Annotated in this window: 11 protein-coding genes; 2 read left to right on the top strand and 9 right to left on the bottom strand. The window is 70.8% G+C overall.

Annotated features, from left to right (window positions below; all coding sequences use genetic code 11):
• Positions 1 to 58: 58 nt before the first annotated feature.
• Genes JKJ07_RS04865 through rimO form a run of 3 tightly spaced genes read right to left on the bottom strand, consistent with a single transcriptional unit; the run spans position 59 to position 2,626 of the window.
• Positions 59 to 592: a CinA family protein gene (locus JKJ07_RS04865; RefSeq protein ID WP_202990034.1), complete on the bottom strand. Its 534-nt coding sequence runs from the start codon at positions 590 to 592 to the stop codon at positions 59 to 61.
• Positions 561 to 1,169 carry a CDP-diacylglycerol--glycerol-3-phosphate 3-phosphatidyltransferase gene (pgsA, locus tag JKJ07_RS04860; RefSeq protein WP_202990033.1) on the bottom strand — a complete coding sequence of 203 codons (609 nt, stop codon included), beginning with the start codon at positions 1,167 to 1,169 and terminating at the stop codon, positions 561 to 563. The genes JKJ07_RS04865 and pgsA overlap by 32 nt, the downstream gene beginning before the upstream one ends.
• On the bottom strand, positions 1,166 to 2,626 hold the full coding sequence (gene rimO / locus JKJ07_RS04855; RefSeq protein WP_438871362.1) for a 30S ribosomal protein S12 methylthiotransferase RimO: 1,461 nt from the start codon (positions 2,624 to 2,626) through the stop codon (positions 1,166 to 1,168). The genes pgsA and rimO overlap by 4 nt, the downstream gene beginning before the upstream one ends.
• Positions 2,627 to 2,707: 81 nt before the next feature.
• Here rimO and JKJ07_RS04850 point away from each other — a divergent pair, with 81 nt between their 5' ends.
• Complete coding sequence (locus JKJ07_RS04850; RefSeq protein ID WP_202990032.1) at positions 2,708 to 3,928, top strand: glycosyltransferase 87 family protein; 1,221 nt, start codon at positions 2,708 to 2,710, stop codon at positions 3,926 to 3,928.
• Here the strand turns inward: JKJ07_RS04850 and JKJ07_RS04845 are convergent.
• Complete coding sequence (locus JKJ07_RS04845; RefSeq protein ID WP_202990031.1) at positions 3,876 to 6,428, bottom strand: FtsK/SpoIIIE family DNA translocase; 2,553 nt, start codon at positions 6,426 to 6,428, stop codon at positions 3,876 to 3,878. The two genes, JKJ07_RS04850 and JKJ07_RS04845, sit on opposite strands and share 53 nt — an antisense overlap.
• 62 nt (positions 6,429 to 6,490) lie before the next feature.
• Here JKJ07_RS04845 and JKJ07_RS04840 point away from each other — a divergent pair, with 62 nt between their 5' ends.
• Positions 6,491 to 6,904, top strand: a complete 414-nt coding sequence (locus JKJ07_RS04840) for a YbjN domain-containing protein (RefSeq protein WP_307834120.1) — start codon at positions 6,491 to 6,493, stop codon at positions 6,902 to 6,904.
• 83 nt (positions 6,905 to 6,987) lie between these two features.
• Here the strand turns inward: JKJ07_RS04840 and JKJ07_RS04835 are convergent, their stop codons facing one another.
• The 5 genes from JKJ07_RS04835 to JKJ07_RS04815 form a co-directional block, all read right to left on the bottom strand.
• Entirely contained in the window at positions 6,988 to 8,529 is a 1,542-nt protein-coding gene (locus JKJ07_RS04835; RefSeq protein ID WP_202990030.1) for a S1 family peptidase, read from the bottom strand.
• An 88-nt stretch (positions 8,530 to 8,617) separates the two neighbouring features.
• Complete coding sequence (locus JKJ07_RS04830) at positions 8,618 to 10,306, bottom strand: ribonuclease J (RefSeq protein ID WP_202990029.1); 1,689 nt, start codon at positions 10,304 to 10,306, stop codon at positions 8,618 to 8,620.
• 41 nt (positions 10,307 to 10,347) lie between these two features.
• Complete coding sequence (dapA, locus tag JKJ07_RS04825) at positions 10,348 to 11,241, bottom strand: 4-hydroxy-tetrahydrodipicolinate synthase (protein WP_202990028.1); 894 nt, start codon at positions 11,239 to 11,241, stop codon at positions 10,348 to 10,350.
• A 25-nt stretch (positions 11,242 to 11,266) separates the two neighbouring features.
• Positions 11,267 to 11,821 carry a DUF2752 domain-containing protein gene (locus JKJ07_RS04820; protein ID WP_202990027.1) on the bottom strand — a complete coding sequence of 185 codons (555 nt, stop codon included), beginning with the start codon at positions 11,819 to 11,821 and terminating at the stop codon, positions 11,267 to 11,269.
• Between the two features lie 160 nt (positions 11,822 to 11,981).
• Positions 11,982 to 13,220: a winged helix-turn-helix domain-containing protein gene (locus JKJ07_RS04815; protein WP_202990026.1), complete on the bottom strand. Its 1,239-nt coding sequence runs from the start codon at positions 13,218 to 13,220 to the stop codon at positions 11,982 to 11,984.
• Between the last annotated feature and the right edge of the window lie 35 nt (positions 13,221 to 13,255).

Genomic DNA, 13,255 nt, shown 5'->3' with positions numbered 1-13,255 from the left:
GGCGGCCCGACAGCGGGGCCTTCACGTAACCACCCTGATCACTGGGACATTCCCCAGCTCAGACCACCGCTGGGGCGTCCTTGAGACAGTCTGCGAGCAGGAGTAGCGCTCTCGTCACACTTTCGGTGCGGATTGCCGCCCGGTCTCCGTCGAGTCTGAGCTCACGCACTTGAGCGCCGCTCGGGCCCGCGACGGCCACGTAGACCAGGCCCACCGGCTTGCCGTCCTGCGGCTCGGGACCCGCCACCCCGGTCGTGGCCACGCCCCAGGTGGCGCCGCAGCGCTCGCGCACACCCTCGGCCAGCGCCGTCGCCACCTCCGAGTCGACCGCGCCCCGCTCGGCCAGCAGCCTTTCCGGTACGCCGGCCAGGACGTGTTTCATCTCGGTCGCGTAGACCACCACGCCGCCGAGATAGACCTTGCTCACGCCCTCGATCTCGACCACGGTCGCGGCGACCAGACCCCCGGTCAGCGACTCGGCGGTGGCGAACGTCTCACGGCGTTCCTTCAGCCTGCGGACGGCCACCTGGGCCGCGATCTCAGTTCCCACAGCGAAAAGTCTAGGCTCCCGAACCTGTCCCGCGCCGGGCATCGCGCCGCAGCCGCAGCGCCTCGACCACATAGTCCACACCGGTCACGACGGTCACGAGGGTGGCCGCTCCCATCAGCCACGGGCCGACGATGTCGAACGGCGTGGGGACGGGCCACAGATACCACGCGATCGCGGCGATCTGCAGCACGGTCTTGAGCTTGCCGCCGCGGCTGGCCGGGATGATGCCGTACCGGATGACCCAGAACCGGAGCGCGGTGATGCCCCACTCGCGCACCAGGATCAGCACGGTCACCCACCAGGGCAGCCGGTCGTAGACCGAGAGCAGCACCAACGCCGTGCCGGTGAGCGCCTTGTCGGCGATCGGGTCGGCGACCTTGCCGAACGAGGTGACCAGCGACCAGCGCCGGGCGATCCAGCCGTCCACGAAGTCGGTCGCCGAGGCCACGCAGAAGACCAGGCACGTGACGATGCGCGCGCCGGTGCCGGTGAGCTGCGACGAGACGACCAGCGCGAGGAACACCGGGACCAGCACGATCCGCAGCACGGTGAGGATGTTCGCCGGGTTGTACGGCGAGACCGTACGCGGAGCGGTCACCGGGACCGGCTCCTCGGTCACCGCGGGGACACCGGCGCCGCGGAGATCATCTCGACCGGCACGGCGACCAGGTCGACGCCCTCGGTCGCGGTGACCCTGGCCCGCACGAAGTCGCCGGGGCGCAGCGCGGCCAGGTCGGCCCCGCCGCTGCCGGGGACGAGCATGGTGGAGCCGTCGACCTCGGGCGCCTGGTGCTCGGCGCGGCCCTCGACCTCGCCGCCCTCGACCGTGTCGACCAGCACCTCGACGATCGAGCCGAGACGCTCCTCGGCCCGCTGGTTGCAGAGCTCGTCGGCCAGCGTGACGATCCGGTCGTACCGGCGCTTGATCGTGTCTTCCTTGACCTTTTTGTCGAGCCCGGCCGCCTCGGTGCCGTCCTCGTCGCTGTAGTCGAAGACGCCGATCGCGTCGAGCCGGGCCTCGGACAGGAAGCGCACCAGCTCGTCGACGTCGGCCTTGGTCTCGCCGGGGAAGCCGACGATGAAGTTGCTGCGCGCGCCGGCCGCCGGGGCCAGCTCGCGGGCCGAGGCGAGCAGGTCGAGGAACCGGTCGGTCGAGCCGAAACGCCGCATCCGGCGCAGCAGGGGCTCGCTGGAGTGCTGGAACGACAGGTCGAAGTAGGGCGCGACGCCGGGCGTGGTGGCGATCGTCTCGACCAGGCCGGGCCGGGTCTCGGCGGGCTGCAGATAGCTGGCCCGCACGCGCACGATGCCGTCGACCCGCGCGAGCTGCGGCAACAGCTTCTCGAGCAGACGTGGATCACCAAGATCTTTCCCGTACGAGGTGCTGTTCTCGCTCACCAGCACCAGCTCGCGCACGCCGGACTTGGCCAGCCACTCGGCCTCGGCCAGCAGCTCCTGAGGGTCGCGGGAGACGAAGGCGCCGCGGAAGGACGGGATCGCGCAGAACGCGCACTTGCGGTCGCAGCCGCTGGCCAGCTTGAGGCTCGCGACCGGCCCGTTGTCGAGCCGGCGGCGCAGCACCGTGCGCAGGTGGGCCGGGGTGTGCTCGTCGACGGTGGCGTGCCCGGGGATGACGACCTTGGCCGACTGGCGCTGCACGGGGGTGATCGGCAGCAGCTCGCGCCGGTCGCGCGGGGTGTGCGCGTCGAACGTCTCGCCCGCCAGCACCCCGTCGAGGCGGGCCGCGATGTCGGTGTAGTCGTCGAAGCTGACCACGGCGGACGCCTCGGGCAGGCTGTCGGCGAGCTCCTTGCCGTAGCGCTCGGCCATGCAGCCGGCGGCGACCACCTTGGCGCCCGTGTCGGCCGCGGCGAGCAGCGTCTCGATCGAGTCCTGCTTCGCCTTCTCGACGAAACCGCAGGTGTTGACGACCACCACATCGGCCCCGTCGGCGTCGGTGCTCACCTGCCATCCGCCCGCGTCGAGGCGGGCCGCGAGCTCTTCCGAGTCGACCTCGTTACGGGCACAGCCGAGGGTGAGCAGGGCGACACGGCGGGGAGAAGGAGTTACCGACACCAGGCAAGGTTAGCCGGGTTCCCCGCCTCGTTCATCCGCGCACTGATCCGATCGGGGGCCCGGGCCGTACCCCAGGTCACCATGCAGACTTCAAACAGGCCCGCCCGGCACGCGGAGTGGCTGCTCATCGGCGCGCTCGTCGTGCTCGCGATCCTGGCCCGCGGGGCCGGCTTCGGCGAGAAGACGAACGACATGAACATCTTCTTCCAGTGGTATCACCAGCTGGGCCGGGCCGGCGAGTGGCGCGCGCTGGGGGCCGACGTCGGCAACTACAACGCGCCGTTCCTCTATCTGCTGGCGTTCACCCATCTGCTGCCCGGCCCGCTGCTGTTCAAGATCAAGGCGATGTGGGTCGTCTTCGACGTCGTGCTGGCGTTCTTCGCCTACCGCATCGTCGCGCTGCGCTACCCGAACAGCCGCATCCCGACGGCCGCCGCGCTGGTCGTCGTGATGCTGCCGACAGTCGTGCTCAACGCGTCGTGGTGGGGCCAGATCGACTCGATCTGGGCCGCGCCCGCCCTGGGCGGCGTCTATTACCTGCTGCGGGGCAAGCCCTGGTGGGGTGTCGCCCTGTGCGGCGTCGCGCTGGCCCTCAAACCGCAGGGCGTGTTCATCTTCCCGCTCCTGCTGCTGCTCGCCCTGGCCGGCAAAATTCCCTGGCGTACGCTCCTGGCCGCCCCCGCCGCGTATCTGCTGCTCGACCTCCCGGCGATCGTCTTCGGCCGCGACCCGGTCGAGCTGCTCACGATCTATTCGATGAACCGGCAGGCCGTCAACGTGCCCGAGCTGAGCCTGCGCGCGCCTAACGTGTTCGCCCTGGTCACCGGCGGCGCCCGGGAAGACAGCCTGCGTACGTTGGGCTATCTGTTCACCGCGGCGGTCGTCATCGGGGTCATCTATGTGCTGATCGCGCGCTCGGTCGAGCTGACCACCGAACGGATCGTCGTGGTGGCCGCGCTGTTCTCGATCCTCGTGCCGTTCCTGCTGCCCGGCATGCACGAACGCTATTTCTTCCTGGCCGACGTGACGACGGTGCTGCTCGCGGTCTTCATCCCACGCCTCTGGTTCGTCCCGCTGCTGGTGCAGGCATCCTCACTGCTGTCCTACCAGCCCTACCTGTTCGGCCGCGTCGTCCCCGTGCTGCCCACGGTCGCCGCCCTACTGATGCTGGCCGCCCTGCTCACGGTCCTCGTCTATCTGATGCGTGAAGCCTTCCGGCGGGACTCATTCGAGATCGAACTGGAGAAGCTCACTCGTCCAGTCGAAGCGTCGCCAAGGTCTCTTCCAGCTCGTCGGGCTTGATCAGCACGTCGCGAGCCTTCGAGCCCTCGGACGGGCCGACGATGCCGCGCGTCTCCATCAGGTCCATCAGGCGGCCGGCCTTGGCGAACCCGACCCGCAGCTTGCGCTGCAGCATCGACGTCGAGCCGAACTGCGAGGTCACGACCAGCTCGATGGCCTGGATCAGCACCTCGAGGTCGTCGCCGATCTCCTCGTCGATCTGCTTCTTCTTGCTGGCCGGGGCCTCGGTGACGTCCTCGCGGAACTCCGGCTCGCGCTGGTCCTTGCAGAACTTGACGACCGCGGCGATTTCCTTCTCGTCGACCCAGGCGCCCTGGATACGGGTCGGCTTGGAGGCGCCCATCGGCAGGAACAGGCCGTCGCCGCGGCCCAGCAGCTTCTCGGCGCCCGGCTGGTCGAGGATGACCCGGCTGTCGGCCAGCGACGAGGTGGCGAACGCGAGCCGCGACGGCACGTTCGCCTTGATCAGGCCGGTGACCACGTCGACCGACGGGCGCTGGGTGGCCAGCACGAGGTGGATGCCGGCGGCCCGGGCGAGCTGGGTGATGCGGACGACCGAGTCCTCCACGTCGCGCGGCGCGACCATCATCAGGTCGGCCAGCTCGTCGATGATGACGAGCAGATAGGGGTACGGCTTCATCACGCGCTCGCTGCCGGGCGGCGCGACGATCTCGCCGCTGCGCACCTTGCGGTTGAAGTCGTCGATGTGCCGTACGCCGTTGGCCGCGAGGTCGTCGTAGCGCATGTCCATCTCGCGGACGACCCACTCGAGCGCGTCGGCGGCCTTCTTCGGGTTCGTGATGATCGGCGTGACGAGGTGCGGAATCCCCTCGTACGCGGTCATCTCCACCCGCTTCGGGTCGACCAGCAGCAGGCGGACCTCGTCGGGGGTCGACCGGGTCAGCAGCGACACGAGCAGCGAGTTGAGGCAGGAGCTCTTGCCGGCGCCGGTCGCGCCCGCGATCAGGATGTGCGGCATCTTGGCCAGGTTGGCCACCACGAAGCCGCCCTCGATGTCCTTGCCCAGCGCGACCAGCATCGGGTGGTGATCGGCGGTCGAGGCCCGGGAGCGCAGCACGTCGCCGAGCGACACGTTCTCGGGGTCGGTGTTGGGGATCTCGACGCCGACGGCGCTCTTGCCGGGGATCGGGCTCAGGATCCGGACATCGGGCGACTTCACCGCGTACGCGATGTTGCGCGAGAGCTGCGTGATGCGCTCGACCTTGGTGCCCGGCCCGATCTCGACCTCGTAGCGGGTGACCGTCGGGCCCCGGGTGAAGCCGGTGACCATCGCGTCGACGTTGAACTGCTCGAACACCCCGCTCAGGGCGGCCATGATCTCGTCGTTGGCCCGGCTCCGCGACTTCGGCGGCGCGCCCTTGCCGAGCAGCGACGGCGGCGGCAGGCGGTAGTCGCCCGGCACCGAGCTGATCTCGAGCTGCTCGGCCCGGGTCGGCAGCGGCTCGGAGTGCTCCGGCGGCTCGGGCTTCTTGCGCGAGGCGGGCACCTTGGGCACGACCACCGTGTCGTGCACCAGGAAGTCGTCCTCGGCGGCGGGCTCGGGCTCCGGCTCGGCCAGCCCGATGTCGGACAGCGAGCCCTGCCGGCGACGTGAGGGGCGGCGCTTCTTGGCCGGCTCCTCCTCGTCGTTGTCGTCGTCGGGGTCGTAGTCGTCGGGCAGCTCGGGCGTGGGCAGCGGCGCGCGCTCGGTCGAGCGGCCCATCAGCACGTCGACCAGCAGCATGATCCGCTCGGGGATCTTGTTGATCGGCGTGGCCGTGATCACCAGCAGGCCGAAGACGAAGAGCAGCACCAGCAGCGGCACGGCCACCCAGGCGGTGACCGCGCGCTCGAGCAGCGCACCGAAGGCGTAGCCGAGCAGGCCGCCCGCCTTGGTGATGCCGACGTCGTCGGTGGGCCGCTCGCTGATGTGCAGCAGCGCCGCGGTGGCGATGACCAGGGCCGTCCAGCCGACGACCGAGCGGCCGCGATGCTCGGGGTCGGCCGGCTTGCGCATCAGCCGGATCGCGCCGTAGAGCAGCAGCAGCGGAAGGAAGACGGCGAGCCCGCCGAGGAACAGGTGGGTCGAGTCGGCCAGCCACTGTCCGACCGGGCCGGCACTGTTGGCCCAGACCGCCACCCCGACCAGGATGGCCAGGCCGAGCATGAGCAGACCGGCGCCGTCGCGGCGATGCTCGGGATCGATCTCCTTGGCCGTGGCGGCCTGCCGGCCGACGCCGCGGGCGGCCCAGCCGACGCTGTGGGCCAGGCCCATCCAGACGGCGCCCAGGCCGCGGCCCATGCCGGTGGCGATCGCCGAGCCCATGCTGGGCCGGGCGCGGGCCGCCGAGCGACGGGCGGCGGGGCGAGCGGACTTGGTGGCCTTGGCCGGCTTGCGAGCCGGCTGGCGTGCCGCCGGCTGCCGGGCACGACTGGTCGCGGCGCCGCGCGGCGTGGACGCGGCGCGACCCCGGCTCGCCGGAGAGGTTCGGCCCGCCATGCGAACACCGTAACGCCGCGATGCTCATGAATCCGGAAGGCGCACCGACGTAGGGTCGTCGAGTGCAGCCGTTCACCAAGGAAATGATCACGGACGCGCTCGACGCGCGCGACTTCAAGTACTTCGAGGACGCCGACGGCGACATCGGGGGCAATTTCCAGGGCAACCTGGTCTATTTCTTCCGGATCGGCCAGCAGCAGGAGGTGCTGCAGGTCCGGACGATGGTGCAGCACCTGTTCGACATGGACGCGGTCCCCCGGCTCTACGAGTTCTGCAACTCGTGGAACCACGACCAGCTCTTCCCCAAGGCCTACGTGCACGTCAACGACGACGGGACGGTGCTCGTGGTCGGCGAGGTGATCGCCGACTGGGAGAAGGGCGTGACCCCCGAGCAGCTCGACCAGGTGATGATCGCCGCGATCGCCACCAGCGTGCAGCTCGCCACCGAGGTCGCCGAGCTGCGCCAGCAGTCCTGAGAAACGTGTGATGCCGGGGAGCCATCACGGCTCCCCGGCATCAGTGCGCTTCGCCACCTAGGCAGGGTTGGTGGCCGGGCGCGTCACGGGGTGCTGAACCCCAGGTCGTACGTGCCGTTGCCGGAGGTGGCAACAACGACGTACCGGTACGTGCCGGAGCGGCCGTTGAACGAGATCGACTTGTCGCCCTCGCCCGTGTCGCTGGCCACCGTGCGGAAGCCCCGGTTGGTCAGGCGCTGCAGGAACAGGTCGAAGTCGGCGCCGTCGGCCGCCGTCAGGCAGGCGGTCTGCCGGCCGGCGTTCGCCCGGAAGGCGGCGCCGTCGGGCTGGGCCTGCGCGGTGCGTGCGCGGGGCAGGGTGCCCGAGCGCTGCACGGCCTGGTCGTCACAGGCGCCGGCCGACTCGGCCGGCGGGGCGGCCTCGCCGCCACCGTTGCCCGCGCCCGCGTTGTCGCCGCCGCCGCTGGTCACCAGCGTCAGGTCCTCGGCGGCCAGGATCTCGTTGATCGGCTGGAAGAACGTCTCGCCGCCGACCGTGCAGTCGCCGGAGCCGCCCGAGGTCATGCCCTGGGCCTGGTCACCGCTGAGCCACGGGCCGCCGGAGTCGCCGCCCTCGGCGCAGACGTCGGTGCGGGTCAGACCGGTGACCGCGCCCTCCGGGTAGACCACGGTCTGGTTCTTGGCCAGGATCGTGCCGCAGAAGGTGCCGGTCGTGGAGCCGGAGCGGCAGACCGCCGCGCCCACCGGGGCCTCGGTGTTGCCGGCCACGGGCAGCTCGTTGCCCTCGAAGTCGTTGACCACCGCGCGCGGGGTCCAGTCGCCGTTGACCTCGACGAAGCCCATGTCGGCGTCGCCCGGGAAGGTCGAGGCCCGCACGACGCCCTGCGCCTGCTGGTTGAAGCCGGTCGTGGTGGTGCCGACCTCGCCGCAGTGCCCGGCCGTGACGAAGCCGCCCTCGACCGAGAAGCCGATCGAGCAGCGGGCCGTGCCGCCGTCGACCGCGATGAAGTAGGGGTCGGCGCCGCGCACGTCGAACAGCGGCTTCGGGCTCGCGGTGCTGACCACGACCGCATACGACCCGGCCGCGACGCCGGCCGCGCGGGCCAGCTTCTTCGCGGCCGCCTGCTCGCCGGGCTTGGCCACGACGACCAGCTTGTTGGTCGAGACGTCGACATACCACCCGGTGATGCCCGCGGCCTCGGACCGCACCGAGTCGAGGCTCTCCTTGGCCTTGACGAGCGCCTGCTCACTGCGCTTGACGAGCACCGGCTCGGCGCCGGCGGCACGCACTGCCTCCTGCGCCGCCGGGTCGGTCACGGCGATCTTGAGCGTGTTGCCGTCGGCCGCCAGCCAGGCGCCGCCGAAATCGGCGCCCGTCTGGGCCGACAGCTTGGCGCTCACGCCGCTCGCCCACTTCGACCGCTGCAAGCGGGCCGTCGCCTGATCGCCATCCAGACCCAGGTCACGCTTCATCGCCGCCAGAATCTGCGGCGCCACGCCACCCGGGCTGGGCTTGGCGGCCTTGCTCGACGGCGTGGTGCCGGCCATGGACGGCAGGGTGAAAGCCACCGCTGCCCCGGCCGCGACCACGACCGCCGCCGCCACGGCGATCCGTCTGCGCTGCATCTGAGGTACTCCCCTCGCCAACGGGTGCCGTGGGGGCGGCACCGGTGACTAGAAGTACGGGAGACGGCAGCGAAAGGTTTAAATCGAATCAGACTTCTACGACGGTCGGCACGATCATCGGGCGCCGGCGGTACGCGTCGTTGACCCAGCGGCCGACCGTACGCCGCACAACCTGCTGCAACTGGTGCGTGTCGGTGATGCCGTCCTCGGCCGAGCGGTGCAGCGCGGCGGTCAGCAACGGAATCACCGGGTTGAACGCCTCCGGGTCCTCGCTGAAGCCCTTGGCCGAGATGTTCGGCTCGCCGACCACCTTGCCGGTCACCGAGTCGATCACCACCGTGGCCGAGATGAAGCCGCCGTCGCCCAGGATCCGCCGCTCGGTCAGCAGCGACTCGCTGACGTCGCCGACCGCGAGCCCGTCGACGTAGACGTATCTGTTCTGCACGCGGCCGACATGCCGGGCGTGACCCTCGACGAGGTCGACCACGTCGCCGTCCTCGCAGAGCACGACCCGGTCGGGCGCGACACCGGTCTCGACGCCGAGCTGGGCGTGGGCGCGCAGATGCCGCCACTCGCCGTGCACCGGCATGAGGTTGCTCGGGCGGACGACGTTGAGCAGGTAGCGCAGCTCGCCGGCCGGAGCGTGACCCGAGACGTGCACCTTGGCCGTCTCTTTGTGCACGACCGTGGCGCCGGCCCGGGACAGCCGGTTGATCACCCGGTAGACCGAGGTCTCGTTGCCCGGCACCAGCGAGCTGGCCAGCACGACCGTGTCGCCGGGCTCGATGGTGATGTGCCGGTGGTCGCCGGTGGCCATGCGGCCCAGCGCGCTCATCGGCTCACCCTGCGAGCCGGTCGACATGAAGACGATCTCGTCGGCCGGCATGTTGGTCGCCTCGTCGAGGTTGACCAGCAGGCCGTCCGGGATGTTGAGCAGACCCAGGTCACGGGCGATGCCCATGTTGCGGACCATCGAGCGGCCGATCAGCGCGACCTTGCGCTCGTATTCCCAGGCGGCGTCCATGACCTGCTGCACGCGGTGCACGTGGGAGGCGAAGCTGGCCACGATGATGCGGCCGCGGGCCTTGCCGAAGATCGAGCTGAGCACCGGGCCGATGTCGCGCTCGGGCGCCACGAACCCGGGCACCTCGGCGTTCGTCGAGTCGGAGAGCAGCAGGTCGACGCCCTCGGCACCGAGCCGCGCGAACCCGGCCAGGTCGGTGATGCGGCCGTCGAGCGGCACCTGGTCCATCTTGAAGTCGCCGGTGTGCAGGATCAGGCCGGCCGGGGTGCGCACGGCGACGGCCAGCGCGTCGGGAATCGAGTGGTTGACCGCGAAGAACTCGCACTCGAACGGCCCGAGCCGCTCGACCTGGCCCTCGCGCACGGTCAGCGTGTACGGATCGAGGCGGCGCTCGGCCAGCTTGGCCTCGACCAGCGCGAGCGTGAACTCGGAGCCGACCAGCGGGATGTCGGCCTTGTGGGCCAGCAGATAGGGCACGGCGCCGATGTGGTCCTCGTGGCCGTGCGTGAGCACGATCGCCTGGACGTCGTCGAGCCGGTCGAGGATCGGGGAGAAGTCGGGCAGGATCAGGTCGACGCCCGGCTGCTCCACGTCGGGGAAGAGCACGCCGCAGTCAATGACCAGCAGCTTCCCGTCGAACTCGAGGACGGTCATGTTGCGGCCGATGGCGCCGAGGCCACCCATCGGGATGACGCGCAGGGCGCCCTCCGGCAGCGGCGGCGGCGGATCGAGTTCCACGTGGGCTTGGCTCATGCGGTTTATCTGTCTTTCGTCGGTGAGGCCGGCCGCCCCTTTTACAGGGCGATGCCGGCGGCGGCGGCGTCCTGGCGCAGCTGGTCGAGCTCGGCGCCGGTCGCGTCGACCAGCGGCGAGCGGACCGGGCCCGCCGGGCGGCCCTGAGCGTTGAGGCCCGCCTTGACCAGCATGGTGCCCGGAGAGCGGAAGATGCCGGTGAACAGCGGCATGGCCTGCCGGTGCAGGGCCAGAGCGGCGGCGTTGTCGCCGCGCTCGAACGCCTCGATCATGTCTTTGGCGAGCACGCCGGTGAAGTGGGTGGACGTGCCGACCAGACCGGCCCCGCCGATCGACAGCAGCGGCAAGGTGGCCGCGTCGTCGCCGGAGTAATAGGCCAGGCCGGTGCGGCTGAGCACCTCTGAGCTGGCGACGAGGTCGCCCTTGGCGTCCTTGACCGCCACGATGCGGTCGTGCTCGGCGATGCGGCACATCGTGTCGGTCGCGATCGCCGTGCCGGCGCGATGCGGGATGTCGTAGACCATCACCGGCAGGCCCACCGCGTCCGCGACGGTGAGGAAATGCCTGGCCACGCCCGCCTGCGGCGGCTTGTTGTAATACGGCGTCACGACCAGCAGGCCGTGGGCCCCGGCCTTCTCCGCGGCGTGCGCCAGCTCGACGGTGTGGGCGGTGTTGTTGGTGCCCACGCCCGCGACGACCCGGGCCCGGTCGCCGACCGCGTCGACCACGGCCCGCAGCAGGATTTCCTTCTCGGCGTCGGTGGTGGTCGGCGACTCGCCCGTGGTGCCGCTGACGACGAGAGCATCGTTGCGCTGCTCGTCCACGAGATAGGTGGCCAGTTTCGCCGCGCCCTCGACGTCGAGGGAGCCGTCCGGGGCGAACGGGGTGACCATCGCGGTCAGCAGCCGTCCGAAGGGTCGCGGGTCGTGCGTCATACCCACAACCTATAGGACGGCCCGGTCAGACGTAGAGCGCGGTGAACGGGGCCCAGGGCAGGTTGCGCAGCACGCTCCAGACCGCCCACACAGCGACAAACGTGATCAGGACGGCCGGGCTGAGATTGAGCTGCGGCAGGTTCCACTTGAAGAGGCGCTTCGCGGCCCAGGCCACGTACAGATAAAGGAGGAACGGGACCGCGAAGGTGAAGAGGGCGTGGTGGCGGGCGGCGGCGGGGAGGTCGCCATGCAGCAGATACCACGCGGCGCGGGTGCCGCCGCAGCCCGGGCAGACGAAGCCGGTGGTGTATTTGAGCAGGCAGGTGGGGGCGTCACCGGCGCCGGCCTCGGCCGGGTGGGTGGCCAGGGTGTAGCCGACCGCGCCGCCCATGCAGACCAGCAGTGCCACGGGGGCGGCCCAGATCGGCGACCTGGTCCAGATTTTCTGCACGAAACGGGTAACCCGGTCGGGCTCCCTCGCGGCCTGCTGCTGCGCGTAATAGGCCAGCCACTCCGGCGGCACCGGCGGACCCTGCACCGGCTGGTCATCCAGCCACGGGCGCTCGGTGGCGGTGGTCATGCCCGCCACGGTACACCCGGCCGGCCGCTGCTCACTCCCCCAAGATCGCCGCTCATCGCCCGCTCCGCCCCGCCCCTCCACCCATGATCGACTCGCGGCCTTTGCGTGATCAACTCGCCGCCCCTCTACCCGTGAACAACTCGCCGCCTCTCTACCGTGATCAACCCGCCGTCCCTCTTGCCGTGATCAACTTCAGGGCCGAGGTCAGCGGGCCCGCCAGGTCGCCGCGCTCGGGCGGGGCGATCTCGTCGAGGCTCAACCAGGCGGCCAGGCGCTGCAGCTCGGCGGCGAGGGCGGTGGCAGTCTCCTCCTGCTCGGCCCCGGGCTCGAGCCAGGCGGCCGGGATCAGCAGCCGGCCCGTCTTGCGGTCGGCCTTGAGATCGACCCGGGCCGCCAGCTGATCGCCGAGCAGGAACGGCAGCACGTAATACCCGTAGAGGCGCTGCGCGGCCGGCACGTAGATCTCGATGCGGTAATTCATGCCGAACAGCCGCTCGGTGCGCCCCCGCTCCCAGATCAGCGGGTCGAAGGGGCTGACCAGCGTGGCCGCGCGCACCCAGCGGGGCAGCTTCGCCTCGTGATGCAGATAGGTCGGCTGCTTCCACCCGGGGACGGTCACCGGGCGCAGCACCTGATCGTCGACCAGCTCGGCCACGGCCTGCTTGAAGCCGTCGACCGGGAGGCGGAAGTAATCGCGCAGCTCGGGCTCGGCGGCCACCCCGAGCGCGCGGGCCGAGAGCTCGACCAGGGCCCGGAAGGCGTCGGCCGGGGCGGGGGTCGGCGCGTTGAGCACGGCCTGGGGCAGCACCCGCTCGGGCAGGTCGTAACGCCGGGCGAACGACGTCGTGCGCTCGGCCGCGGTGATCTGCCCGGTGTAGAAGAGCCACTCGAGGGCCTGCTTGACGGCCGACCAGTTCCAGCCCCAGTTGTCCTTGCGGCGGGGCTCGTCGTGCTCGATCTCCGCCGCCGTGATCGGGCCGCGGTCGCGCACCACGCCGAGCACGCGGGCGACCAGCTCGGGCTGCTCCTGCGCGACCCGGCGCATGCCGCCCCAGGCCATCTCGGCCGCGCGGGCCATCCGCCAGCGGAACAGCGGCTGCAGGTCGGTGGTGATCAGCGACGCCTCGTGACCCCAGAACTCGAACAGGTCGCGCGGCTTGCGATAGGCCGCCCGCTCGAGCAGCTCGACCGGATAGGGCCCGAGCCTGCTGTAGAGCGGCATGAAGTGGGCCCGCTGCAGCACATTGACCGAATCCATCTGGATCAGGTGGACCCGGCGCAGCACCCGGCGAAGGTGACGCAGGTCGGTCGCGCCGCCCGGCTTGGCGTCGGCGAAACCCTGCGCGGCCAGCGTCACCCGGCGGGCCTGCGCGACGGAGAGAGAGTCTGGGAGAGCCATCGATGAGCACGCTAGACCAGGGGTACGACAAAATC

This window comes from Paractinoplanes lichenicola, from assembly GCF_016785085.1.
Lineage (GTDB): Bacteria > Actinomycetota > Actinomycetes > Mycobacteriales > Micromonosporaceae > Actinoplanes > Actinoplanes lichenicola.
The sequence above is the reverse complement of the archived record's forward strand: the minus strand, read 5'-3'. Positions and strand labels throughout refer to the sequence as shown.